General features: G+C 54.7%; 18 protein-coding genes. 9 read left to right on the forward strand and 9 right to left on the reverse strand.

Features of this window, described 5'->3' with window-relative positions; translation table 11 throughout:
* Positions 1–55 precede the first annotated feature (55 nt).
* From LQ901_RS10495 to dapA, 4 genes are all read right to left on the reverse strand, one after another.
* Positions 56–8,776: a glycoside hydrolase family 94 protein gene (locus LQ901_RS10495; protein WP_233672252.1), complete on the reverse strand. Its 8,721-nt coding sequence runs from the start codon at positions 8,774–8,776 to the stop codon at positions 56–58.
* Positions 8,777–9,290: 514 nt separating this feature from the next.
* On the reverse strand, positions 9,291–10,004 hold the full coding sequence (gene purC, locus LQ901_RS10500; RefSeq protein WP_010862350.1) for a phosphoribosylaminoimidazolesuccinocarboxamide synthase: 714 nt from the start codon (positions 10,002–10,004) through the stop codon (positions 9,291–9,293).
* A gap of 63 nt (positions 10,005–10,067) precedes the next feature.
* A complete protein-coding gene (bamC, locus tag LQ901_RS10505) occupies positions 10,068–11,147 on the reverse strand; it encodes an outer membrane protein assembly factor BamC (RefSeq protein ID WP_233672253.1) in 1,080 nt (359 codons plus the stop codon).
* Positions 11,148–11,162: 15 nt separating this feature from the next.
* Entirely contained in the window at positions 11,163–12,041 is an 879-nt protein-coding gene (gene dapA, locus LQ901_RS10510; RefSeq protein WP_010862352.1) for a 4-hydroxy-tetrahydrodipicolinate synthase, read from the reverse strand.
* Positions 12,042–12,193: 152 nt separating this feature from the next.
* Between dapA and LQ901_RS10515 the strand changes: the two genes are divergently transcribed.
* Positions 12,194–12,754, forward strand: coding sequence for a glycine cleavage system transcriptional repressor (locus LQ901_RS10515; protein WP_010862353.1), 561 nt, complete (start codon positions 12,194–12,196; stop codon positions 12,752–12,754).
* 54 nt (positions 12,755–12,808) lie between these two features.
* A complete protein-coding gene (gene bcp, locus LQ901_RS10520) occupies positions 12,809–13,276 on the forward strand; it encodes a thioredoxin-dependent thiol peroxidase (protein ID WP_010862354.1) in 468 nt (155 codons plus the stop codon).
* 124 nt (positions 13,277–13,400) lie between these two features.
* On the opposite strand, the gene LQ901_RS10525 is transcribed toward bcp, so the two are convergent.
* Together LQ901_RS10525 and LQ901_RS10530 are read right to left on the reverse strand one after the other, a co-directional pair.
* Positions 13,401–14,471 carry an AI-2E family transporter gene (locus tag LQ901_RS10525; protein ID WP_064977311.1) on the reverse strand — a complete coding sequence of 357 codons (1,071 nt, stop codon included), beginning with the start codon at positions 14,469–14,471 and terminating at the stop codon, positions 13,401–13,403.
* Positions 14,471–14,725, reverse strand: a complete 255-nt coding sequence (locus tag LQ901_RS10530) for a sulfurtransferase TusA family protein (RefSeq protein ID WP_064977310.1) — start codon at positions 14,723–14,725, stop codon at positions 14,471–14,473. The genes LQ901_RS10525 and LQ901_RS10530 overlap by 1 nt, the downstream gene beginning before the upstream one ends.
* 131 nt (positions 14,726–14,856) lie before the next feature.
* Here LQ901_RS10530 and LQ901_RS10535 point away from each other — a divergent pair, with 131 nt between their 5' ends.
* From LQ901_RS10535 to LQ901_RS10550, 4 genes are read left to right on the forward strand one after another with little or no spacing between them, the layout of a single operon-like run.
* Positions 14,857–16,362 carry a M48 family metallopeptidase gene (locus tag LQ901_RS10535; protein ID WP_010862357.1) on the forward strand — a complete coding sequence of 502 codons (1,506 nt, stop codon included), beginning with the start codon at positions 14,857–14,859 and terminating at the stop codon, positions 16,360–16,362.
* Positions 16,363–16,417: 55 nt separating this feature from the next.
* Positions 16,418–16,765 (forward strand): arsenate reductase (glutaredoxin), encoded by a 348-nt coding sequence (gene arsC / locus LQ901_RS10540; protein ID WP_064977309.1) that lies wholly within the window; start codon positions 16,418–16,420, stop codon positions 16,763–16,765.
* On the forward strand, positions 16,765–17,358 hold the full coding sequence (gene wrbA / locus LQ901_RS10545) for an NAD(P)H:quinone oxidoreductase (RefSeq protein ID WP_064977308.1): 594 nt from the start codon (positions 16,765–16,767) through the stop codon (positions 17,356–17,358). The genes arsC and wrbA overlap by 1 nt, the downstream gene beginning before the upstream one ends.
* Positions 17,359–17,410: 52 nt before the next feature.
* Positions 17,411–17,839 (forward strand): DUF2069 domain-containing protein, encoded by a 429-nt coding sequence (locus LQ901_RS10550; protein WP_233672254.1) that lies wholly within the window; start codon positions 17,411–17,413, stop codon positions 17,837–17,839.
* Between the two features lie 135 nt (positions 17,840–17,974).
* Here LQ901_RS10550 and hda read toward each other — a convergent pair whose 3' ends face one another.
* From hda to upp, 3 genes are all read right to left on the reverse strand, one after another.
* Positions 17,975–18,676: a DnaA inactivator Hda gene (hda, locus tag LQ901_RS10555; protein WP_215791181.1), complete on the reverse strand. Its 702-nt coding sequence runs from the start codon at positions 18,674–18,676 to the stop codon at positions 17,975–17,977.
* Between the two features lie 82 nt (positions 18,677–18,758).
* Positions 18,759–20,297 (reverse strand): DUF2066 domain-containing protein, encoded by a 1,539-nt coding sequence (locus tag LQ901_RS10560; RefSeq protein ID WP_233672255.1) that lies wholly within the window; start codon positions 20,295–20,297, stop codon positions 18,759–18,761.
* 315 nt (positions 20,298–20,612) lie between these two features.
* Positions 20,613–21,239 carry a uracil phosphoribosyltransferase gene (gene upp / locus LQ901_RS10565; RefSeq protein ID WP_039044642.1) on the reverse strand — a complete coding sequence of 209 codons (627 nt, stop codon included), beginning with the start codon at positions 21,237–21,239 and terminating at the stop codon, positions 20,613–20,615.
* 221 nt (positions 21,240–21,460) lie between these two features.
* Between upp and purM the strand changes: the two genes are divergently transcribed.
* The 3 genes from purM (at position 21,461) to ppk2 (ending at position 24,201) form a co-directional block, all read left to right on the forward strand.
* Positions 21,461–22,501, forward strand: coding sequence for a phosphoribosylformylglycinamidine cyclo-ligase (gene purM, locus LQ901_RS10570; protein WP_010862365.1), 1,041 nt, complete (start codon positions 21,461–21,463; stop codon positions 22,499–22,501).
* Positions 22,501–23,151 (forward strand): phosphoribosylglycinamide formyltransferase, encoded by a 651-nt coding sequence (gene purN / locus LQ901_RS10575; RefSeq protein ID WP_010862366.1) that lies wholly within the window; start codon positions 22,501–22,503, stop codon positions 23,149–23,151. Before purM ends, purN begins: the two co-directional genes overlap by 1 nt.
* A gap of 222 nt (positions 23,152–23,373) precedes the next feature.
* Positions 23,374–24,201: a polyphosphate kinase 2 gene (ppk2, locus tag LQ901_RS10580; RefSeq protein WP_052241784.1), complete on the forward strand. Its 828-nt coding sequence runs from the start codon at positions 23,374–23,376 to the stop codon at positions 24,199–24,201.
* Positions 24,202–24,223: the final 22 nt, after the last annotated feature.

Below are 24,223 nucleotides of genomic sequence, written 5' to 3' on the forward strand. Positions count from 1 at the left end.
CCCACGAGCATCCGTGCGCAGGGGCGAATATCATGCATGAAGGTCAGTACAGCGCTTAGGCTCGCTGGCGATCATCGCGTTTATGGCTATCCGGTTGGCCATTCTCGCGGCGGATCCGCAACTGCACTTGATGGGTTTTACCATCATCTTGCAATTGAATGCCCTCTTGGGGATTGTCGATACCATCGACCGTCATGCCCGTTGCGCTGTGATTATCGACCTGCTCCACCTCGATATGATATTCGGCGCTATGGTAACGATAGCGGATCGAAAAGCGATTCCACTCTTCGGGTAAGCAAGGTTCAATCAGTAAGCGCGTGCCACTGCGTTTGATCCCCAGCAATGACTCGCTCATGAGGCGGTACATCCAACCGGCCGAGCCGGTGTACCACGTCCAGCCACCACGGCCGGTATGCGGCGCTACCGCGTAAATATCAGCCGCCGCCACATACGGCTCGACTTTATACTGTGCCACTTGCGCTAAGCTCTTGCCGTGATTAAGCGGATTGAGCATGCGCGTAAGCTCCCACGCCCGCTCTTTATCGCCCAACGCGGCAAATGCCATGGCTGACCAAACCGCGGCATGGGTGTACTGCCCACCGTTTTCCCGCACGCCGGGCACATAACCCCGGATATAGCCGGGGTTTGGCTCGGCGCGATCAAAGGGTGGGTCAAGCAGCTGAATAATGTTTTCCGGCCGTTTTACCAGATGACGGTTTAACGCATGCATGGCTAAGCGGCTGCGCTCCAAAGCTCCCGCCCCCGATAGAACCGACCAACTTTGCGCGATGGCATCAATCCGGCACTCACTGTTAATCGCCGCCCCCAGCATGCTGCCGTTATCAAAATAGGCACGTCGATACCACTGACCATCCCAGCCATGTTGCTCCAGATTTTGTTGTAGCGGCTCAGCATATTGATGGCACATCTCAGCGATGGCGGTATCGCCGCAGCGCTCGGCCAATTCAGCAAAGCGCTGCAGTACGTCATACAGGAAAAAGCCGAGCCAAACACTCTCCCCGCGCCCGTGGATCCCAACCTGATCCATACCATCATTCCAGTCTCCCGAGCCCATCAGCGGTAACCCATGTTCACCAAAGCGCAGCCCGTGCATCAAGGCGCGCACCGCATGCTGATACAAGGTTTCACTCTGCCCTGAGGCGTGCATGGCATCGTAGTATGACTCTTCCCCTTCTTTGAGCTCGCGCCCTGCCAGATAACTAACCGACTCACGCAAGATGCTCAAATCACTGGTGCTATTCACGTAATGACACAGCACATACGGCAACCACAGATAATCATCCGAGCAGCGGGTACGCACGCCTTGTCCGAGCGGAGGATGCCACCAGTGCTGTACATCACCTTCGATAAACTGCCGTGCAGCCGCGGTCAGTAAGTGTTGGCGCAATAAGCTCGGAGCAGCATGCACCAATGCCATGCAATCTTGCAGCTGATCGCGAAAACCAAAGGCGCCGCCCGACTGATAATAGCCACTGCGCGCTTCCACGCGACAAGCTAAGGTCTGGTATAGCAGCCAGCCATTAAGCAGTACATCCAGCTCAGGCTCTGGGGTGCTGACCTGAACTGCGCCCAATGTGTTACGCCAAAACGCATGCACGGCCGCCAAAGCGCGATCGGCCTGCGCCACCATCCCACCATCATCACTGCGCCCATGCAACTGTTGCAATAACGCCAGTGCGCGGGTTTCATCCTCTTCAGCGCCCAACACAAACACCAGCTCACGGGCTTCGCCACTGAGCAGATGGACATTCACCTGCAGCGCCGCGCAAGGATCGCAACTGGCCGGATTGATGCCCGGCAGTCGCTCAGGTGCCTGTTCGACGGCCAGCCAAAGCGGCGCGCTTTCCTGACCGAGCGGCCCTAAGAACTGCTGGCGGTCATTACAGACACTGCGCTCGTGCATGCTGACATCAAAAAAGAGTGTTCGCGGATCGCCCGCGTGGTTGTATGTGTTGCGCGCCAACAACGCACGACTGCCCGCATCTTGCCAGCTAACCACGTGCAAGGCGGTTTTCTGTTTCAAATCACCGGCAATCCATTCGACATAGCCAGTGATTTGCAGATGACGGCGAACCGCAGAGCGATTCACCAGCCGCAGTTGCCAGAATTTCACCGGCCGTTCGCGATCGACAAACACCTGCAGACTGCTTTCAATGCCGCCTTGTTGATGCTCGAATACGCTATAGCCAAAGCCATGTCGCGTGCGGTATTCCCCCTCTCCCGTGCACGGTTGCGGCGTCGGCGACCAAAGTTCTCCCCGTTCCATATCACGGATATACAGCGCCTCCCCGCTCCGATCGGTCACCGGATCGTTATGCCACGGCGTCAGGCGATATTCATGCGCATTTTGATACCAGGTGTACGCTTGCCCACTTTCACTGATCACCGAGCCAAAATGAGGGTTCGCCAAGATATTGCTCCACGGCACCGGAGTTTTGCGTTGTCGATCTAGCAATAAAATGTACTCATGCCCATCGCGGCTAAAACCGCCTAAGCCGTTAAAAAACTGCAACTCTTGCTGCGAATAGGTGATGTCAGGCTCTGAAGACGCATCCTGCGGAGCGACGCGGTTAGCGCGTCGCGTCATCGACAACGCTGCCACCGAGGTGATCGACACCGAAGTGAGTGGCGTCACACTGGCCGCGCCCAGCGTAGCGGATGCTCCAATGCCAGAGATAGATGCTGAGCTTCGCGTATCACTTGCCAATTGCTCGGCTAATGAGCCGTGGCGCTCATCCAAAATCACCACTGCCACCGCCTGCAGCAAAGTTTGCTCCTCCGCCGTCAGATTTTGCATCGCACGCAGATAGACGCCGCCAGCGCGATCCACATACTCTGAGGCGCCGGTCGCATTCAGCAGTCCACCGAGGGAAGTTTGCAGCTCTTGGCGATAGCCTGAATGCTCTTGGTTGGCGATCACCAAATCGAAGATAAAACCTTTATGCCTGAGATAGGCATGCGCTTGCAGCAACTGGCGCACCAAACTCTCGCCATCGGCACTTTGTACCTGCACCAGCAAGATTGGATGATCGCCAGAGATCGCCTGCGGCCACAGATCCGATTGCCCGCGCCGGTTAACCTGCAAAATAGCCGGTTCAGCGCGCAGACGGGCGTCGGGGTACAAAATACGCCCTGCCAACTGGTTAAACAGCGCCGCATCCTGATCGTTGATATTAAGTTGATGTAAAAAGACCTGACTGTGCGTCCACGCTAAATGCTCGACCCGATCGGCCAAATGCGGATCGCGGTATTTATGCGCCAACAGCAAACAACTTTCGCGCTCTGGTGCGACCCCCAGTAGCAAATCTGCGGTAGCGGTGGATTGCGGTGCCAACGTGATACGACGGCGGATCGCCACTATCGGATCGAGCACCGCACCATGACTGTTGGTTAACGGTTGCTCTAATGCCTGCGGATTGGCCGCGCTACGCCCACGGCCAATGAACTTCATGCGGTCAGTTTCATAGCTGATAGCTTCGCTCTCGGCGCCTTGCACATTCAACTGATGGAACAACCACGGATTGCGCTCATGCGCCGTGCGTGCTCGGCGATGGCACAGCAAGGTCTGCAATCCAGCCACAATTTCCGTCTGCATAAAAAGATTGCTGAACGCGGGGTGCAGCTCATCGGTGATCAGCGGCGCCAGTACCACTTCGGCATAAGTGGTAAGCTCCAGTGTCAGTGGATGGTAGCTGTCATTGGTCAGTCGAATACGGCGCAGCTCCACATCATCTTCTGGAGAAACCACGATTTCGGTTTGTACCGACACCTGCGTCAAGCACTGGCTAAACTCAGCGCGCGACTCAGAAAATATCACCCGATATTCCGCTTCCGCCAGCTCCGGTCGTCGGCCAAATGGCTGGCATGTCACGCTATCCGTACGTGCGCTGTTTACCTCGCGCAGATAACAGAACAACCCATAGCGCTCGGTGGTGGCATCAGTGCGCCAGCGCGTCAACGCCAGCTGATGCCAACGGCTGTAGCCAGCCCCACTTTGGCTAAGCAGCACATGATAACGGGAGTTAGACAGCAACTGGATTTGCGGCTGCGTCAGATCGGCAACGCCAAATTGGCGGCGCACATCCCCCAGATCTGGGCGCTCTTCCCACACCGGTTCAAATTTCTGCCGCTGCACGTAAACGCTAATGACTTTCGGCATCCGCTCTTGCAGCAACAATTGGGTCGCTTTGAACAACGGCTCCGCACTGAAGCGCTGTGGCATGCGTGCCCCCAATAAAGCATGGGACAACGCCAAGAATCCCATACCTTGGTGATGCGCCATATAAGAGCGGATCAGGGCGTGAGTCTCGCCCCGATTCAGGCGCGACGGCGTAAAATCCAGCGCCTCATAAAAACCAAAACCACCGCGCGCGCCCATACCTTGCAGGCGCTGCAAATTGTGCAGCGCCGCTTGCGGCTCCAGCATCAATGCCATCATAGTGGCGTACGGCGCCACCACGCGGTCTTCCGCTAAGCCGCGCTTGAGCCCTAATCCGGGCACGCCAAACGCACGATATTGATAGTTAAACTGCGCATCGGTACGGTTATAACCAGACTCCGAAACGCCCCACGGCAAACCGGTTTGTCGGCCATAATGCATCTGTTGTAGCACAGCATGGTGGCAGGTGGTGCTGATGAGGGTATCTTGGTATGACGGCATCACCAATTGCGGCATCAGGTACTCAAACATCGAGCCGCTCCATGATGCCAGCACCGCGCGCCCATCTAACACTGTCAGCAAACGGCCCAAATTAAACCAGCTCTTCAAAGGAATTTGCCGCCGCGCAACCGCCAGAAAATAGCTCAGCCGCGCTTCTGATTGCAGCAAATCGTAGTGGCCAAGGTCAAACTGGTGCGAGTCTAGGTTATAGCCAACACGCAGTAACTGGCGCGCCGGATCGAACAGAAACTCAAAGTCCATATCTGCTAACGCTTCCAAGCGCTGGGCGAGCAATGCGATATCCGCCTGCTGCTGTTGCTGCACCGCGCTGCCCCCTTCTAGCTCGCTCACCAGCAACCCTGTTTGTTGCACTAACGCCTGCGACCAGCGCCGAGCCGCAGTACTGGTGTAGGTATCTTGAATATACAAATTGAGCTCAGCGGCCAGCTGCTGCACGCGGGTAAAGTAGGCCAGCGGCGATTGTTCCAACTCCGCGCCATTACAGCTCAACACTTCTTGCAAGCGATCGGTTAATGCCTCGGCCACCGGTGAGGCGCGCTCACCTAACGCCTGAATCAGAAGCTGCAAGGTATCCATCAATCCCTGCTGCCAACTGAGCCAATTAGGCGGAACTTCGCGTAGCGCCAATAACCCGCGGCGCAAAATCAGCAAATGACCGGCCAGATTGCCGCTGTCGACCGTTGAGATATAGCGAGGATAGAGCGGGCGCAGAGTCTGGGTGTCATACCAATTGTAAAAATGGCCTCGATAACGTCCTAATTGCTCAAGGGTATCTAACGTCTGGCGCGTGCGCGCCAGCAGTTCGCCTCGCGGGATATACCCAAAATCATACGCCGTCAGGTTGGCCAGTAACGACAACCCGATATTGGTCGGTGACGTGCGATGCGCCACCACCGGATCGGGTACTTCCTGATAATTATCCGGCGGCAAAAAGTGGTCATCTGCACTGACAAAGGTTTCAAAAAAGCCCCAGGTCTCGCGGCTGAGCTGGCGTAAATAGCGCTGCTGCTCACGAGATAAATTCGCCGGCGTGATCTGTACCGGCTGGCTTAGCCTTGCCATCAACCACGGCGTCAGTAACCAACCGGCGGCAATGGCCAACGCTAACCCAAGATTCGCCGACATGCTGAGTGCCACTAACGGCACCAGTAGCAATGCCAGCGTCCATGACAGCCACATCTGGCGATAAAAATCTGCCGCTAAGCGGGGCGCCTGTTGCTGCTGCGCCTCGGATGTTGTCCACTCCAGCATGCGCCGGTGACTGGCAAACATCCGCCATAATGCGGTGCTGGCCGCGCTGAGATGAAACAGCGTTTCAAAAGGAAGCAACAACAGTTGCAATCCTTGCTGACGAATGCGGCGCAACGCCTTAACAACGCTCAAACGGCTGTACTGCCACCACGAGACCTCTTTGGCCACCAGAGCTACATCTAACACCAGCGCCAGCAGCGCCGGTGATAGCCAAAGCAGCCCGACTATCCACAGCACACTTACTGGCGTCGTCAGCAATAATCCCCCCACCAGCAACATCAACGTGGCTAACGGCGTTAGGCTGCGGCGCAAGTTATCCAACAGTTTCCAGCGCGATAACGCCGATAACGTGTTGTCTTCCCAACTGCCGCCTAATGTCCGCACGCGCCGGCGCAGCCAAGGTAATAACTGCCAATCACCGCGCACCCAACGCCGGCGGCGAGCCACATCGGCTAAATAGTTATCCGGAGATTGTTCAAAGAGCGCAACATCACTGACCAAGCCCGAGCGCGCATAGCACCCTTCCAACAAATCATGACTGAGCACCTGATTCTCCGGCCAGCGCCCACGCAGCACTCGCTCGAAGACCGCCAGATCATAAATGCCTTTCCCGATGAACGAGCCTTCGCCAAACAGATCCTGATACACATCCGATACCGTGCGGGTATAAGGGTCAAGACCGCACTCGGTCGCGCACACGCGCAAATAAGCATTGAGCCCTTGCTCAGGGATTTGCTCGGCGATGCGCGGCTGTAAAATGCCATAACCGGCCACCACTCGCTGACAAATCGGATCGTAAACCGCCTGATTCAGTGGATGCGCCAAGGTGCCGATCAACTGGGTGGCACTACCGGGCGGCAGCTGGGTGTCGAGATCCAAGGTGATCACATAGCGAATATTACTCAGTACCGCGCGCCGACCTGCAATCACATCAAAGGCATCCGGATCTTGGCCGAGCAAAAAGGCATTCAGCGCCGCCAGTTTGCCGCGTTTGCGCTCATAGCCCATCCAGCAGCCTTCGCGCTCATTCCAGCGCCGCTCGCGGTGGAATAAGAAGAAGATACTGCCGCGACTGTCACCATTAATGCGTTGATTCAGGGCTTGGATATGTTGACGAACATGGTTCAACAGCCCTTCATCTTCCGGCAACGTGGGCTGCGGTGCATCGGTAAAATCGGTCAGCAACGCAAAGTGCAAATAAGGATCGGGATTGGCCAGATAACGCACTTCCAGTGCCGCCACCGCTGCATCAATTTGCGCCGGTGAGCGCAATAACATCGGCACCACCACCAACGAGCGATACTCCGGCGGTAAGCCATGAGAGAAATCCATTTTCGGCAGATGAGACGGCGTCACGGTGCGCGTCAGCAATTCATTGACCCACTGCACCGCCAGCTGACTGAATGCCAAAAACGCGCAAACCAGCAATAACCCGCAGCTGACCATAGCGAAGGGGCTGCTACCGGCAACCGCCGCGAAAAACGCAGGCATATCGCTAGCATGAGGCGTCAACATACTGAAGGCCAATACGCCCACCGCCAACAACGCAAATCCAGAAACGGCCAGCAAATATGCTGGCAGTGCATGACGATGTAAAAACTGCTGGCTGCGTCGCGTCAATGAACTGCGGATCCCCAACTCACGGGTTAGCTGCGTCTGACCGTCACCAATCAGGTAATAACCAACATGTAAACGCCGGTCCTGACTGTGATAACGCTCTCCGGCTTGCTGCGCTAACTCGACGCAGCGCCTTGCTACCACCGGCTCACTCACACGGGCACGGCGTGCCAAGCGCTCCAATTGATGGCGATAACGATCGCGCGTGGCAAAGTCCATGCGCGCGTACACCGCCGCCGGATCACTGCGCAAAATCTGCTCGCTGACGCTCATGGTTTCGACAAACTCCGGCCAGTTCATCTGCTCCAGTGCACGTAAGCTGTTGATGCTGTTACTGACCGACAACTGACTAACCGCCTGCGACTGCGCATGCTGCTGCAACGCGCTATCGAGCGTCATCCCTTGTTCCCGCAAACGCAGCGCCAACCAATCGGTCACCACCGACAAGCCAGGATCTTTGCCCTGTAAGCGACGCGTCAGCTCAGCCACAAAGCTGGCAGACAAGCACACCGGTGTCTGCGCCAACTCCGCCAACGCTTGGATCAACGCATCCGGTGACTGACGACTCACCTGCACCAACCGTTCGGCCCATGTCATCGCCAGCGCGGTGGTGTGTAATTCATCAGTCAGATGGCGAGCTATCCGGCGCAAATTTTCAATCAACGCCAGCCGCAACATGATGGGCAACGCCCATAACTCGCCCAAATTCAGATCCGATTGCTGCTGATAAGCACCAACAAAACGGCTGAAACTGTCTGCATCCCAATGACCATCGCCGTGCGCGATGGCTTCCAGCGCAATATCATAAACTCGTGGAATACCGTGCTGTGCGGGGTTATTCAGGCGCGGCAAACCGCGACCATACTCTTTCGGCAGATTTTGCCGAATCAGGTAAATTTGCTCTTCAATCAGATAATAGTTATCCAGCAGCCATTCCCCTGCGGGAGTGAGCTTTTGCTGCGTGGTAGATACTTGCAGCAGCTGACAGCAACGGATCAGGATCTGCTCATTTTCTGCCAAACGCGGCAATAAGCGCTCAGGGCAACGGCCTCGGCTGAGCTTGTGCGAGCGCGCCAGTACTCGGCCATGACGCTCCATTTGGCCAGCCGTAAATAATTCGGCCCGTAATGGCGCTTCCGCCTGTATACCGGCCACCTCCGGATGCTGCCAGCGCAGTTTGCGCCGTATCGCTGAAAAAAGGCTCATATTCACCGTCATCTCCCCTGTTCAGACGGAGACCGCACAACTCCGAAACCGTAAGGCGCACTATGCCTGCACGCGCATAAGCGCGACAGGTCATTGGTAAGCATAGAACACAAATGCTTAATACGATGACCGCATGAGTATTAAGCCTCATGACAAATTGGCAGAACGAAAGCCGAAGGCATGCAAAGCCACAGCAAAGGGATAAGAGGCAAGGAATAAGGGATAAGAGCAAAGCAAAAAAGAAAAGCAGAGCAGAGCGGCCCTGCGGATAGACATAGCGCTGATTTACTTAGCCGCAAGCAATCCTAGCTAAAACCCTAGCTAAAACTTCAGCCAAACACATAAAAACAACAGGGAGCCGGACGGCTCCCTGCTTATTGCCGGATAACACGCATTCGTGCTTAGGCATTGTTTTTCCACTCTCGGTTTACATCACGCCTACACGGATACGGCCTCGACCGACTTTACACGAACAGACTAGACGTAAACGTTTGCGTGGAAAAACCAAAGAAAATCAGGCCAGTTCAATACCCAGACGCTGCGCCACTTCTTCGTACGCTTCAATCACCCCGCCCAGACCTTGACGGAAACGGTCTTTGTCGAGTTTCTTCAGCGTATCTTTATCCCACAGACGGCAACCGTCCGGCGAGAACTCATCGCCCAGCACGATCTCCCCGTGGAACAGACCGAACTCCAGCTTGTAATCCACCAGAATCAGACCAGCATCGGCAAACAGCGCTTGCAGTACGGCATTGATCTTGAAGCTCAGCTCTTTCATCCGATCCAGTTGTTCATCGGTCACCCAGCCAAAAGAGCGGCAGTGGTACTCGTTGACCATCGGATCATGCAGGGCATCGTTTTTCAGGAACATTTCGAAGGTTGGCGGATTGAGCTCCATCCCTTCTTGTACACCCAGACGACGCACTAAAGAGCCGGCGGCACGGTTACGGATCACACACTCAACCGGTACCATATCCAGTTTTTTCACCAAGGCCTCAGTATCCGACAGCAGGGCTTCCATCTGCGTTGGAATACCGGCTTCGGCCAGTTTGGTCATGATGAAATAGTTAAATTTATTATTCACCATCCCTTTGCGATCCAGCTGCTCAATCCGCTGACCGTCAAAGGCTGAGGTATCATTACGGAACTCCAGCACCAGAAAATCCGGATTCTCTGTGCTGTACACCGTTTTAGCCTTACCACGATACAGCTCAGCTCGCTTCTGCATTTTTCTACTCCATGATTGAGGGGTGTATAAATAAGAAAAGGGGCCGAAGGCCCCTTTGATCCATTACTGGTTTACAGCTTGGCTGTCGAATACCGCCTGCACCGCTGGCAGCAAGGCTTCGAAGCTGCTGTCGGACAACGGCTTACCGTCTGCATCCGTCAGCGCCAAACTGGTACGGTTCCCCAGATCCCCGACTTGCAGCTTGTATTCACTGCGCGACAGTTGTGGATCTTTGGCCGACAGCGCACTCCAGCCGCTGTCTCCGATATTCTTGTAGCTCAAGGTCATTTGACCTTGTGGACGATTACGCTCTTCGACCGTAAAGCCCAGCTTGCTCAGCGTGGCTGGCAAACGCGCCCACACCACATCATAACCGGCACGCACGATATACACCGGCAAACCGGTATTATCCTTACCGGCCTGAACGTTCAGTACCGCGCCTTGCTGCGCCAAACGAGCGGCTTCTTGAGCACGGCTTTGCGCATCCATGGTGCTCATCAGTTTGTTGAGCAACATCGCGTTATAACGCTGGATCTCGGTGCTTTCGGTGACGCTCTGGCCTTGGCTGTCTTGCAGCTCGGTCAGGCGGCTTTGCAGCACAGTGTTGTAACCTTGGCTTTGTACCTGCAGCTGATAACGGGCGCGCATGTTCTGCACTTCATCGCTTTGGGTCCAATTCACCCAATCGGTGGTCAGCGTCATGTCAGCAGCTGATTGGCTGGCGATGGTCACTTTTTCTTGCTGCAGAGCACTTAACAGATTGCCCCACAAGGTTTGCGCTGGATATAAGCGCCCTTCCATGATCACTTGTGACAGATTGCCTTCCGATTGCGTACGGGAGCCGTTTAACAGCGGCATCACTTGCTGCGGAGGACGCACATCCACCTGCTTGCCCACAGGGCCTTGTCCAGCAGATGGGATCGCATAATCATTGGACGCCAGCGGCGCACTGACGCCGGCCGGCCATACCATGGCCGTTTGCGCCGGAGTATTCAGGTAACTGTCGTTACCGTTGACTTCGCGCTTGAAGCGACCGCCATCAGATGAACAGGCCGTCAGCGCCATCACCAGCGATAACCCTAACACGCTCTTTACGGACAGCGTGTTTTTCAGCACCGCAGTGCCTTTCAACGAGTGAGACATTCCTACTCCCAACAATTAGAGCAAACCAGCTGCAAGCAACGCTTTCTCGACACGGGGTTTAGCCGTCTCGCTCAGCGGTAACAAAGGTAGACGCAGCATGTCGTGGCTGATAAGACCCAGACGATGGCACGCCCACTTCACCGGAATCGGGTTTGATTCGGCAAATAAATCCACATGCAGCGGCATCAGTGTTGCGTTAATTTCTTCTGCAGCTTGCCACTCACCAGCCAGTGCCAAACGGCACATCCGGCTCATCGCTTCAGCTGCTACGTTTGCGGTGACCGAAATCACTCCGCGTCCGCCTTGCTGCATAAAGTCCAGCGCAGACGCATCATCGCCGCTTAACAGGGTAAACTCTGGCCCTGTTAACGCATGAATTTTTTGTACTCGGCTAATATCGCCAGTGGCCTCTTTCAGTGCCACGATATTAGGCACTTGCGCCAAACGGCCCACCGTTTCCGGCAGCAGATCGCAACCCGTACGGCCCGGCACATTATAAAGAATTTGCGGTAAATCGGTATGCGCGGCAATCGCCGAATAATGACGGAACAAGCCTTCTTGGGTCGGCTTATTGTAATAAGGCGTTACGCTCAGGCAACCCACCACGCCGGTATCGTTGAACATTTTGGTCAACGTGATAGCCTCGGCAGTGGCATTGGCACCGGTACCGGCAATCACAGGGATGCGGCCATCTGCGAACTCAAGGGTTTTCAGGACAACCTTGATGTGTTCTTCCACACTGAGCGTTGCCGACTCACCGGTGGTCCCCATGGCAACGATGGCATCAGTCCCACCGGCTACATGATACTCCACCAATTTTTTCAGGCTTGCATAATCAACTTCTCCGGCCTGATCCATCGGCGTAACTAGCGCAACAATGCTTCCTGAAAACATCTGATTATCTCCCTTGAATTTTGACTAATCATGGTACTTTTTACCGGACGATAAATGCAAGCTACACAATGCAGATACGGCTCAGTTTTGCTCACCGGAAACAAAATATTTTGTGCTACCATGCAAGCATCCATGCTTTCGGAGATATCAGGGTGCAACAGCCGCAAGCTCATTATCTGGTTCTGACCGCGGTCGGAACAAACCGTCCGGGGATCGTTAACACCATCACCCGTCACGTCAGCAGTTGCGATTGCAACATCGAAGACAGCCGTTTAGCCCTGCTCGGGGGCGAGTTCACCTTCATCATGTTGCTGTCCGGCAGTTGGAATGCCATCGCCCGCATCGAATCCACTTTGCCGGTTACCGCCGCCGAATTAAACCTGATGATCGTCATGAAGCGCACGGTGTGCGAGCCCAAAGCGCCGTACCCGGCGATGGTCTGGGTGCAGGTGGATGTGGATGACTCCCCGCACATCATCGAAAAATTTACCGACTTTTTTGCCTCGCGCAATTTGGATATTGCCGAGCTGGCCTCGAAGACCTTAGCACGGCCCGGACAAGTTCCCTTGCTCAGCATTCAGATTGCAGCCCACTGCCAAAACTGTGCGCTGGAGCAACATTCAGTGATTGATGATTTCCACGCTTTGTGTCAGAAATTGGGCGCACAGGGCAATATCAATGTTGCGGTTCACAGCCAGCCTGAGCAGCCGTAACCGGATACTGCCATAACAATGACCAGAATCTGAACACGCAAGGACTTACCGCTTATGCAAACGCTAAAGGCCGGAGATAAAGCTCCGCAATTTACGCTGCTCGATCAAGACGGCGAAGAGATCAGTCTGAGCGACTATCTGGGCAGCAAAGTGCTGGTCTATTTTTACCCGAAAGCCATGACGCCGGGTTGTACCGTACAGGCCTGTGGCTTACGGGATAGCCAGCCTGATCTGAAACAGTTTGGCGTCGATGTCCTGGGGATCAGCACCGATAAACCAGAGAAACTGTCGCGCTTTGCCGAAAAAGAGATGCTTAACTTCACCCTACTGTCTGACGAAAACCATCAGGTGGCCGAACAGTTCGGCGTCTGGGGTGAGAAGAAGTTCATGGGCAAAGTGTACGATGGTATCCATCGCATCAGCTTCCTGATTGATGAGCAAGGCACCGTGCAGCACGTCTTTGATAGCTTTAAGACCAAAGACCACCACGAAGTAGTGCTCAACTACCTGCGTAGCCTGTAAGCGCCGCGCTTAACAGCGCACGCCAACAAACACCAGACAGCAAAAAGGACGGGTTACCCCGTCCTTTTTATTTATTGGCTCTTCGCGTTTTGCTCTTCGCTTTGCCATTAAAGCGGCAAACAACTCACGCCGTTTCCATCGGTGGCTCTTCCGGCGCTGGCCAAACATTGATCACCGCCTTGACTAAGGTCGCCAGTGGGATGGCAAAAAAGACGCCCCAGAATCCCCACAGCCCACCAAAAACCAGCACCGACACAATAATCACCAACGGATGCAAATTCACCGCTTCCGAGAACAATACCGGCACCAGCAAGTTACCATCCAGCGCCTGAATAATCAGGTAGGCAGTGAGCAGATACCAGAACTCCGGCGAAATGCCCCACTGAAACAGCGCCACCAGCGCGACCGGAATGGTCACCAACGCCGCCCCGATATACGGGATCAACACCGACAGCCCCACTAATACCGCCAACAACAGCGGATAGTTCAGGCCAAAGGCGATAAACGTCAGGTACGAGGTCACCCCAACCACCAAAATTTCAATCACCTTACCGCGAATGTAGTTGGTGATTTGCTGGTTCATCTCCAGCCACACTTTACCGACCAGATGGCGATTTTTCGGCAGCACTCGCGATACGGCGCGAAACATCTGCTGTTTATCCTTGAGCAGGAAAAATACCATCAGCGGTACCAGCACCAGATACACCGCCAGTGCGACCAAGCTCACCAGTGACGCCAAAGATAACTTGAGCACCGATTCGCCCATGGCCAGAAACTTATCGCGCAAACTCGAGGTTAAGGTATCGAGCATGCTGTAATCGATATAATCTGGGTAATGCTCTGGCAAGGACGCGACAAAATTGTGGAATTGATTGAGCATGGTCGGAATATCACGTGCCAAATTGGCACACTGCTGCCAGAGGCTTGGCACCAACACCAGCACCGACAGCAACATCAAACCAACAAACGCCGACATCACCAGCACCACACTCAGCGTACGCGGCATCCCGTAATGGCTCAGACGGCCGACCGGCCACTCCAACAGGTACGCCAGCACAATCGCAGCCAGCAGCGGAGTGATCAAACTACTGAAAAAATAAAGGGTTCCGGCACCAATCAACAGCAGCAATGCCAGACTGACCGCCTGCGGATCGGAAAAGCGCTGGCGGTACCAGCGCAACAACATCGCCAACATTAACTTACAACTCCTTGGCTATCAGAAGGCCGACGGCTCAATTGCACCCGCCAGCGTGATAACGCCTGTTCATGCTCATGGGATACACACCATCCCTGCGCCAGTGCCAGACGGAGCAAATCATGCAACTCCGCCGAACCGGAAAGATAAAAAACCACCATTGCGGCATCAGGATACATGCGTAACGTTTTTTTCGCCTGCAATAACAGTTGCGGACAGCGTAACGCACTCAAATCAATTTGAATCATTTCCATAACATCTTGGCACCGGTGTAAGATGTCTGTCTATTGTAAAGGAGTGTCCCTGCGGGCAGAAGAACTTCTCCTGCAAAGCAGGGTCGAAGTTTACTTACGGCGTCGTTAGATTAAGGATAATACAGAGATCCATGGCATATCGATTTTCGCACTCAGCGATTGCCGGCTTGCTGACCGGCATTTTGCTTACCAGCAGCCTGCCCGTTCAAGCAGCGCTGGATTTACGTTTGCCGGAAAGCAGTCCGGATGCTGCGCTCGACCGCGATTTGCCGGATATCGGCACTGCTGGCGGCAGCGTACTCAGTATTAATCAGGAAAAAGAGCTAGGGGATTTTTACCTGCGCCAAATGCGCGGTAAAGCGCCGTTGATCTCCGATCCGCTGCTCGATGCCTATATCGCCGGTCTAGGCCAACGTCTGGTGCGGCATGCCGATTCGGTGCAAACACCGTTTAATTTCCTGCTGATCCGCAACAATAATCTCAACGCCTTCGCCTTTTTTGGCGGCAACGTCGTGCTGCACTCCGGCTTGATCCTGACCGCCGATAACGAAAGCGAACTGGCCTCGGTCATTGCGCACGAAATCTCACACGTTACCCAGCGCCATCTGGCGCGTGCGATGGAAGAGCAACAGCGCTCCGCACCGCTCACTTGGGCGGCAACCATCGGCTCGATATTGCTGACCATGGCAAACCCACAAATGGGGATGGCGGCGCTCAGCAGTACCTTGGCCGGTACGCAGCAAAATATGATTTCGTTTACCCAAAGCAACGAACAAGAAGCGGATCGGATTGGGATCGCCTTGCTGTCGCGCGCGGGCTTCGATCCGCAAGGTTCACCGTCATTTTTGGAAAAGCTCGCCGCGCAGTATCGTTACGCTTCTAAGCCACCCGAAATTTTGCTGACGCACCCGTTACCAGAAAGCCGTTTAGCCGAAGCGCAAACTCGCGCTAATCGCCTGCCACAACGCCATCCAAGCGGTTCACTGGAGTTCCAGCTAGCCAAAATCCGTCTGCTTGGGATGTACGGCAGCGGTGAAAATACGCTGTCTAGCGCCACACTGAATCAGATGAGCGCGCAAGGTAATGCGTTAGAAAAACAAGCGGCGCAGTACGGTAAAGCCTTGTTGGCTTATCAAAACCGCCAGTACGCGCAAGCACGCACCGAGTTACAACCGTTACTGACGCAGAGCCCGAAAAATCAGTGGTATATCGATCTGATGACCGACATTGATATCGGCCAGAATCGTGGTGCCGATGCGGTACGCCGCTTGCAACAGGCGCTGCAAAGCCAGCCCGATAGCCGCGTCTTACAGCTCAACTTGGCCAACGCCTATTACAAAGCCGGTCAGTCCCAAGAAGCGATCAAGCGCTTGGAGCGCTATACCTTCGCCAATCCAAATGATCTCAATGGTTGGGGACTGTCAGCCGAAGTGTATGCCGCGCTTGGTCAACGTGATGCCGAATTGGCCGCCCGCGCCGAAAACAGCGCACTGCAAGGCAATTTCGATGAAGCGATCACCTTGCTGACTAACGCTAGCCAGCTGGTGAAGGTCAATAGCCTCAAGCAAGCGCGCTATGATGCGCGCATTGATCAGCTGCGCCAGCTACAAAATCGCTACAGTAAATTTAAATCCTAAGATAACAACAAAAATCGCGCTCGCCATAATAACGAAAAAGGAAACATCGCTAATCATGCTGACCATTTATCACAACCCACGCTGCTCAAAAAGCCGAGAAACCTTAAGCCTGCTCGAAGAGCGTGGTCTGCAACCGGATGTGGTGCTGTACCTGCAAACACCACCTGATAAAGCCACCTTACAAGCGCTGATCCAACAGCTCGGCCTTGCCTCGGCACGTGACTTAATGCGACACAAAGAGAGCGCATATCTCGAGTTGGGTTTAGATAATCCGGCGCTGAGCGAAGATCAATTGCTGGATGCTATGCTGGCTCACCCACGGTTAATCGAGCGGCCAATTGTGGTCAATAACGGCCAAGCGCGTATTGGCCGTCCGCCGCAACAGGTTCTGGATATCCTCTGATGTCGGCGGTATTGGTACTGTATTACTCACGCCATGGAGCCACCCGCCGTCTGGCACAGCAGATTGCGCGCGGCGTCCAAGCCGAAGGTCTGCCCGTTTGGCTGCGCACCGTGCCCGAGTGGGGAGAAAGTACCTCCCATGCCGCCGAACATCCCGATGACGATCCGCGCGTTAGTGCGCATGAGCTCGAACACTGCATGGGGCTCGCCTTAGGCAGCCCCAGCTATTTTGGCCAAATGGCCGCACCCATGAAGCACTTTTGGGATAGCACCAGTGCCGACTGGCTCAAAGGCAGTCTGATCGACAAACCGGCCTGTGTGTTTACCTCATCATCCAGCCAACACGGCGGACAAGAGGCCACCTTACTGGGGTTGATGTTACCGCTGCTGCACCACGGTATGCTGGTGCTCGGCCTGCCCTACAGTGAACCGGCGCTGCATCAAACCCAGCAAGGCGGCGCGCCTTATGGTGCGGGGCATACCGGACATCAACCAGGTCTGAGCCCTCATGAGCAGCAACTGGCGCGCATTCAAGGGCAGCGACTGGCGCAGGTATGCAAAAAACTGCGTGACAATGCCCCGCCAGCACGCTGATACTGCCGCAAAGCGTGCTTTGGCAAATGGACAGACAATTAACAGGATGTTGATGATGGCACAGACCCCGATAACCCCTTCCGCAAGCTATCCACCACCCGGCACTTATACCCATACCTTGTGGCAAGGTACTCGTCTATTTTGGCTCGGGTTACTGTTATGGCAGGTGGTTTGGCATTTATGGCTTTCACCGCATCCGCACCTACCGGCATGGGCCGTCACGCTAGGCTGGTGTGCGCCGTTACTGTTCCCTTTACGTGGACTGTTTCAAGGGCGGCCGTATACCCATGCGTGGGCTAATTTCGTCCTGATGCTCTATTTTTTACATGCCTTAACGATCATCACCATTGATGAGGGTGAGCGCTGGCTGGGCATTGTCGAGCTGATCCTAACAAGCGGTAGCTTTACCTTAAATCTGCTGTACGCACGTAAACGTGGTCAAGAATTGGGGCTAAAACTGCACAAACTAAAAGCGGAATAAAATCCCAAAACGACAACACGCGCCTCAGGTATCGCGCGCAATTAGCCTAGATAGCCACGATAGCCCTTAATAGAAAGAAAGATAACAAGATAAATAGATAGGCAGGCAAGTAGATAAAAAGCGAGAAAACCCAACTCAGAGCGAGAGGATCTCTTTCACAAACGGGATGGTCAGCTTACGCTGCGCCGCTATCGAGGCGTGATCGAGTTTATCTAAGGTATCAAACAAGGTCCGCATATCGCGGCTCAAACGCTTGAGCAGAAAGCGGCCAACATCTTCTGGCATCTCAAAGCCACGCAAACGCGCCCGCGCTTGCAGCGCCTGCAGCTTATCTTCATCCGCCAGTGGATAGAGTTTGTAGATCTGTCCCCAATCCAGACGCGATGCCAGATCCGGTAAGGTCAGGTTGAGTTGACGCGGTGCCTGATCACCGGCGATCAGCAAACGCGTGCGCCCCTGCTCACGGATCCGGTTATACAGGTCAAAAATCGCCAATTCCCACTCGGGATCGCCCGCGATCAGCTCGATATTATCGATACAAACCAGCGCCAGATGCTCCATGCCTTCTAGCACATCGGGACCAAAATACTCGCGTTTATCCAGCGGTACATAACCTACCGCCAGATTATGAGCAGACAGTTCGGCACACGCAGCGTGTAGCAGATGACTACGTCCCGCGCCTTTACGCGCCCAGAAGTAGAGATATCCGCCACTATCGCCCTGAATCAGGGATTGGATCGCCTCCAGCAATTGCTGGTTTTTACCCGGATAAAAACTGGAAAAGGTTTCATCGTCAGGAAGGTTGATCGGTAGCGACAGCTGAGCCGGTGTATTCAGATCCACTCAAGTCCACTCATTAATATAACTGCCGCTAAGTCTATCATGTTCAGGGCCATGTTAGAACTCACCTGGGGATCGGTTACGATCCCCATTGATATTTTAGCACTTTTCCCTGCGCCGCATTGCCCGCATCCATTTTCAGCGAACCGGCCGCCGCCAACTCTTTTTCCAAATCAGCGCGCGTTCCTTTCATCACCATGTGATATTCCACTTCGCTACCGGCCAGACCAATCATCTGTACATCCGTCGCCGCCGTCAGTGCTTTCAGGCGTTTACTGAGCTGCGTTAACTGATCAGGCGAGGTTATTCCTGCCACCACCAAGGCGTATTGATTATCAGCCAGCGGCGTAGAGGGGTAACTCATTTGCGGTGAAATCGCGGAGGCCGGCGGCGGCGTGGTACCGCTACGCATCACCGTGCCGGCATAGCCGCTCACACTGCTGGCATCCGGCAGCGCCGATTGTGCCTGCATATCTTGCTGCACCAGCTGCGCGGTAGGTAAAACGCCATCGGCCGATGCACTACCCGCCACGCTATTAGCTGCGGCACTGGCTGCCGCTGTCGCAGTCGCCGGTACATTCGCGGGTACCATTCCGCCAGCCACAGATGTCTCTTGTGGGCCAGTAATGGGCACCGCGGTTGTTGGGACAGCAGTTGTGGCGGCGGTCGCTGAGGCCGCGCCCATGGCAATAGGTGCCACAGCGGCAGTCGCAGCAGAATCGACAGCCGGTGCAGAGTTAGCCACAGGCTCTGAGCCAGCGTTAATCGCACCGACCGCAGCAGTGCTAGCAGGAGCCATGTTCGCCGAAGCGGCACCCGCCACGGCAGTAGCCGGTGTAGCCGCATCGCGCGCTTTTTTCGCGTAGTAATCGGCGACCTGCTCTAGCATCTCACCAACGGTCTGATCTGGCGCGCCCGGTAAGGTATATTCTTGCGATTGTGGCAGTGAAGTTTGCAGCTTATCTGGCGCGGCATCATACAGATGCCAGGTCAGGCTATCATTGTTCAGTGACGCCACCAGTACCGCATCCGGCTGGTAACGCAAACTGGCGGCGGCAATTGGGTTAATAAAGTTGCCGTACACATCACTGGCCGACACCGCCATGTTATCTTCCAGATCGCCTAAAGGCAGCAGCAGTGGGATCCCGCGCTCCATGGCGACTTGACGCAGTTGTTCACGTGCAGCGGAATACTCTTGATCGAGCATGATGCGCCGCTCGCCTGCGCTGTTATTACCGCGGTTATCCACCAACCACAGCATGATGGCCGGACGATCATGGTTCCACACCGGTAAGCCTAAGGTTTGCGCCAAATGCTGCACGGCGGCCGGATCAAAACTGACATCGGCGGTCTTTTCGCCGTTTTCATTGCGCGTTTGCGTTTGGGCAATATAACGACCAGCTTGTTGCTGAGCACTTTGTAGCGCCGAAGAAGCCGGTAATTCACGCAGACCACTGTAGCGGATCAACATATCATCCAGCGCTTCGCTACGCTGAGCATCGGTCAGTTGGGCGCCACTTACCGGCAAGCGCACCAGATAAAAATCATTCACCTCTGCCGCTTGCACGCCGCCCGCCAGTAGCAGGAAAGTCCATGCCACGATGGGTTTAATCCGCATACCTTGTTCCCCTTGGAATTCTCGATTTCGGGTCTAACAACGGGTATCAATGCCCGTATAACTGCCGCTTTTGACCGGTACATTGCCGCAAAAGTGCCGTAACCGCAAAAAATAAAACGCCGCACAAAGGCGGCGTCTGAAGCTGCTCGCAAAAATCTGTCATAGAAATCACACCGGAGCTGCTCCTGTCTACCACATGGCCTCTACTACATGGCCAGTAGCACGTAACAACAACCTGCAATGTGATGTTCTATTAACAAAATCGCTGCGTCAGTGCTGGCTTAACTGATGTTAGCACTGATGATTGAGTACCGATTATTTAGTACCGAAGATCTTATCGCCCGCATCACCCAGACCCGGAATAATGTAGCCTTTTTCGTTCAGGCACTTATCCACGGACGCGCAATACAGCTCGATATCCGGATGCGCTTTTTCCAGCGCCGCGATCCCTTCTGGCGCAGCCACCAGCACCAGCACTTTAATGCTGCTGCAACCGGCTTTTTTCAGCAGGTCGATAGTCGCGATCATCGAGCCACCGGTGGCCAGCATTGGGTCCACCACCAGCGCCATACGCTCTTCGATGTTAGAGACCAGCTTCTGGAAGTAAGGTACCGGCTCCAGAGTCTCTTCATCACGGTACACACCCACAACGCTGATGCGCGCGCTTGGCACGTGCTCCAGCACACCGTCCATCATGCCCAGACCGGCACGCAGGATCGGTACTACGGTAATTTTTTTACCCTTAATTTGCTCAACTTCGACTTTACCGCACCAGCCATCAATGGTAACCTTCTCGGTTTCCAGATCTGCGGTAGCTTCGTAGGTCAGCAAACTGCCCACTTCGGATGCCAGTTCACGGAAACGCTTGGTGCTGATATCAGCCTCACGCATCAGACCCAGTTTGTGCTTCACCAGAGGATGTTTGACCTCAACAACCTTCATAAACCTTCTCCTACACCAGCCCGAAATAAAATCGACAGATTATATACTGGAATTCACCCATTCCGGTAGGCCTTCGCGTGCGTTTGCTCACAAGTTAATCGATTGCGCTTTACTCCTACCCTTTTTTCACCCGCTACGCGCAACACCTCGCAAACGTTTGCCTTCACTGCTAGAATGACGCCGCCGAGTTTAAACCCTGGACTAAACCGCGAGGAATCCCCGTGAGCAACAAGACCTCTTTGAGCTACAAAGATGCTGGTGTAGATATTGATGCAGGTAATGCGCTGGTCGACCGTATTAAAGGCGTCGTCGGCCGTACCCGCCGTCCGGAAGTGATGGGCGGGCTGGGTGGTTTTGGTGCGCTGTGTGCGTTACCGCAAAAATACCGTGAGCCGGTTCTGGTCTCAGGTACCGATGGCGTAGGTACCAAACTGCGTCTGGCGATGGATCTTAAGCGTCACGATACGATCGGTATCGATCTGGTGGCGATGTGCGTCAACGACCTGATCGTTCAGGGGGCTGAGCCACTGTTTTTCCTCGACTACTACGCCACTGGTAAGCTGGATGTCGATACCGCAGCCGCCGTGATCACAGGGATTGCCAAAGGCTGTGAAGAGTCCGGGTGTGCGCTGGTCGGCGGTGAAACCGCTGAGATGCCGGGGATGTACCACGGTGATGATTATGACGTGGCCGGTTTCTGCGTAGGCGTGGTGGAAAAATCCGAAATCATTGACGGCAGCAAAGTACAAGCGGGCGATGCCTTGATTGCCCTCGCCTCTAGCGGCCCACACTCCAACGGTTATTCCCTGATCCGTAAAATTTTAGAAGTCAGCGGCCAAGACCCAGAGACTACCGAGCTTGAAGGTCAATCTCTGGCTGATCACCTGCTGGCCCCCACCAAGCTGTATGTGCGCTCGGTACTGGAGCTGATTGCCAACAGTGAAATCCACGCCATTGCACACTTAACCGGTGGCGGTTTCTGGGAAAATATCCCGCGCGTGCTGCCAGAAAATACCCAAGCCATTATCGATGAGAGCAGCTGGCAATGGCCGGCCATCTTCCATTGGCTGCAAACGCAAGGCAATGTATCAACACATGAAATGTACCGCACCTTTAACTGCGGCGTGGGCATGATCATTGCGCTGCCACAGGCGCACGTACAGTCGGCGTTGAAAATTCTCACCGCAGCAGGTGAAAAAGCGTGGCAAATCGGTATGATCGGGGCATCGACTCCTAACGAACAACAAGTGGTCATCCGTTAATGTCTTCGTCATCTCAAAATATCGTGGTATTAGCTTCAGGCAACGGCTCCAATCTGCAAGCGATTATGGATGCTTGTGCGGCTGGACAAATTCCGGGTCAGGTTGCAGCAGTGATCTGCGATCGCAGCGATGCTTTCGCCCTGGAGCGTGCGCAGGCAGCCGGCATTCCAACCGCAGTACTGCGTCAGCGTGACTTCGCCGACCGTGCCGCTTTCGATGCTGCGCTGGCCGAACAGGTTGACCATTACCAGCCTGCGGTGGTGATTTTGGCCGGTTTCATGCGCGTGCTGAGCGATGCCTTCGTGCAGCGTTTTAGCGGTAAGCTGCTGAACATCCACCCATCCCTGCTGCCAAAATACCCAGGGTTAAATACCCACCAGCGGGCGATTGATGCCGGTGATACCGTGCACGGTGCCAGCATTCACTTCGTGACCGAGCAGCTCGATGGCGGCCCGATCATTTTGCAAGCGCAAGTGCCGATTTTTGATGATGACACCGCCGCCGATGTGGCCCAGCGCGTGCAAGAGCAAGAGCACCGCAGCTATCCATTGGTGATCAAATGGTTCTTGGAAGGCCGTCTGCAATACCAAAATCAGCAAGCACTGATGGATGGTGAGCCACTGCCGGCCCAAGGCTATGCGGCAGAGTAACTCGGTTCATTACACCGATTACTGACAACAATGAGCACCAGAAAACCCGCTACGGCGGGTTTTTTATTGGCGCGCAGAGCCTGAACACCAACCGGCATTCACCACTCATCAGATCAATTTGTCAGCGGTGGCCCATTTCTGCCTAGTCGCATGCGCTACACTGCCACTAGGCAGAGTGAAGTTGTCGCCGTATTCCCCCATTCCCGAATTCAAGGAGTGCGTATGGCCAAGGACAAATTGAGTAAAGCCGTCTACGAGCGCGAATTGCTGGCACTGCAAACAGAGCTGGTCAGCATGCAAGAGTGGGTCAAAGCCCAAAAGCTCAAAGTGGTGGTGGTGTTTGAAGGACGTGATGGCGCGGGCAAAGGCAGTACCATCAAAGCGATTACCGATAAGCTCAATCCGCGCGTGTGCCGGATTGTGGCGCTGGATAAACCCACTGAGCGTGAACGCAGCCAGTGGTACTTCCAGCGTTATGTCGCCCAGTTACCGGCCGGTGGCGAAATCGTGCTGTTTGACCGCAGCTGGTATAACCGCGCAGGCGTTGAACGGGTGATGGGCTTTTGCAGCGATGCCGAATACGAAGAGTTTTTGCGTACCTGCCCCGAATTTGAGCGCATGCTGCAACGAGCGGGGATCATCTTGATTAAATACTGGTTCTCAGTGTCCGATGAGGAGCAGGAAAAACGCTTTTTAGAGCGTATCAATACGCCGCATAAGCGCTGGAAATTCAGCCCGATGGACTTAGAATCGCGCACCCGCTGGGCCGAATACTCGCAGGCCAAAGATCAGATGTTTGAGTTCACCGACACCAAAAACGCCCCTTGGTGGGTGGTACCCTCAGATGATAAACGCAGTGCGCGCTTAAACTGTATTCGTCATCTGCTCTCGCAAGTGCCGTATGAAAAAATCACCTACGCGCCGGTGGAGTTACCGCCACTGAATAAAAATGGCTATCTGCGTATCCCGTATGAAAGCCAAACGTTGGTGCCCGATTTTTATGGCACCATGAATGGCGAACCGGAACTGCCAGACACTCATGGCAAGTAAGCGCCATGCCAAGTAAAGGCAA

The sequence above is a fragment of the Plesiomonas sp. PI-19 genome (assembly GCF_021368255.1).
GTDB lineage: Bacteria > Pseudomonadota > Gammaproteobacteria > Enterobacterales > CAMTGL01 > Plesiomonas > Plesiomonas shigelloides.

What these genes read in the sequence shown, in the direction of transcription:
- LQ901_RS10495 (WP_233672252.1), bottom strand. Translation starts at nt 8,776, where the DNA reads ATGAGCCTTTTTTCAGCGATACGGCGCAAACTGCGCTGGCAGCATCCG.
- purC (WP_010862350.1), bottom strand. Translation starts at nt 10,004, where the DNA reads ATGCAGAAGCGAGCTGAGCTGTATCGTGGTAAGGCTAAAACGGTGTAC.
- bamC (WP_233672253.1), bottom strand. Translation starts at nt 11,147, where the DNA reads ATGTCTCACTCGTTGAAAGGCACTGCGGTGCTGAAAAACACGCTGTCC.
- dapA (WP_010862352.1), bottom strand. Translation starts at nt 12,041, where the DNA reads ATGTTTTCAGGAAGCATTGTTGCGCTAGTTACGCCGATGGATCAGGCC.
- bcp (WP_010862354.1), top strand. Translation starts at nt 12,809, where the DNA reads ATGCAAACGCTAAAGGCCGGAGATAAAGCTCCGCAATTTACGCTGCTC.
- LQ901_RS10525 (WP_064977311.1), bottom strand. Translation starts at nt 14,471, where the DNA reads ATGTTGGCGATGTTGTTGCGCTGGTACCGCCAGCGCTTTTCCGATCCG.
- LQ901_RS10530 (WP_064977310.1), bottom strand. Translation starts at nt 14,725, where the DNA reads ATGGAAATGATTCAAATTGATTTGAGTGCGTTACGCTGTCCGCAACTG.
- LQ901_RS10535 (WP_010862357.1), top strand. Translation starts at nt 14,857, where the DNA reads ATGGCATATCGATTTTCGCACTCAGCGATTGCCGGCTTGCTGACCGGC.
- arsC (WP_064977309.1), top strand. Translation starts at nt 16,418, where the DNA reads ATGCTGACCATTTATCACAACCCACGCTGCTCAAAAAGCCGAGAAACC.
- wrbA (WP_064977308.1), top strand. Translation starts at nt 16,765, where the DNA reads ATGTCGGCGGTATTGGTACTGTATTACTCACGCCATGGAGCCACCCGC.
- LQ901_RS10550 (WP_233672254.1), top strand. Translation starts at nt 17,411, where the DNA reads ATGATGGCACAGACCCCGATAACCCCTTCCGCAAGCTATCCACCACCC.
- LQ901_RS10560 (WP_233672255.1), bottom strand. Translation starts at nt 20,297, where the DNA reads ATGCGGATTAAACCCATCGTGGCATGGACTTTCCTGCTACTGGCGGGC.
- upp (WP_039044642.1), bottom strand. Translation starts at nt 21,239, where the DNA reads ATGAAGGTTGTTGAGGTCAAACATCCTCTGGTGAAGCACAAACTGGGT.
- purN (WP_010862366.1), top strand. Translation starts at nt 22,501, where the DNA reads ATGTCTTCGTCATCTCAAAATATCGTGGTATTAGCTTCAGGCAACGGC.
- ppk2 (WP_052241784.1), top strand. Translation starts at nt 23,374, where the DNA reads ATGGCCAAGGACAAATTGAGTAAAGCCGTCTACGAGCGCGAATTGCTG.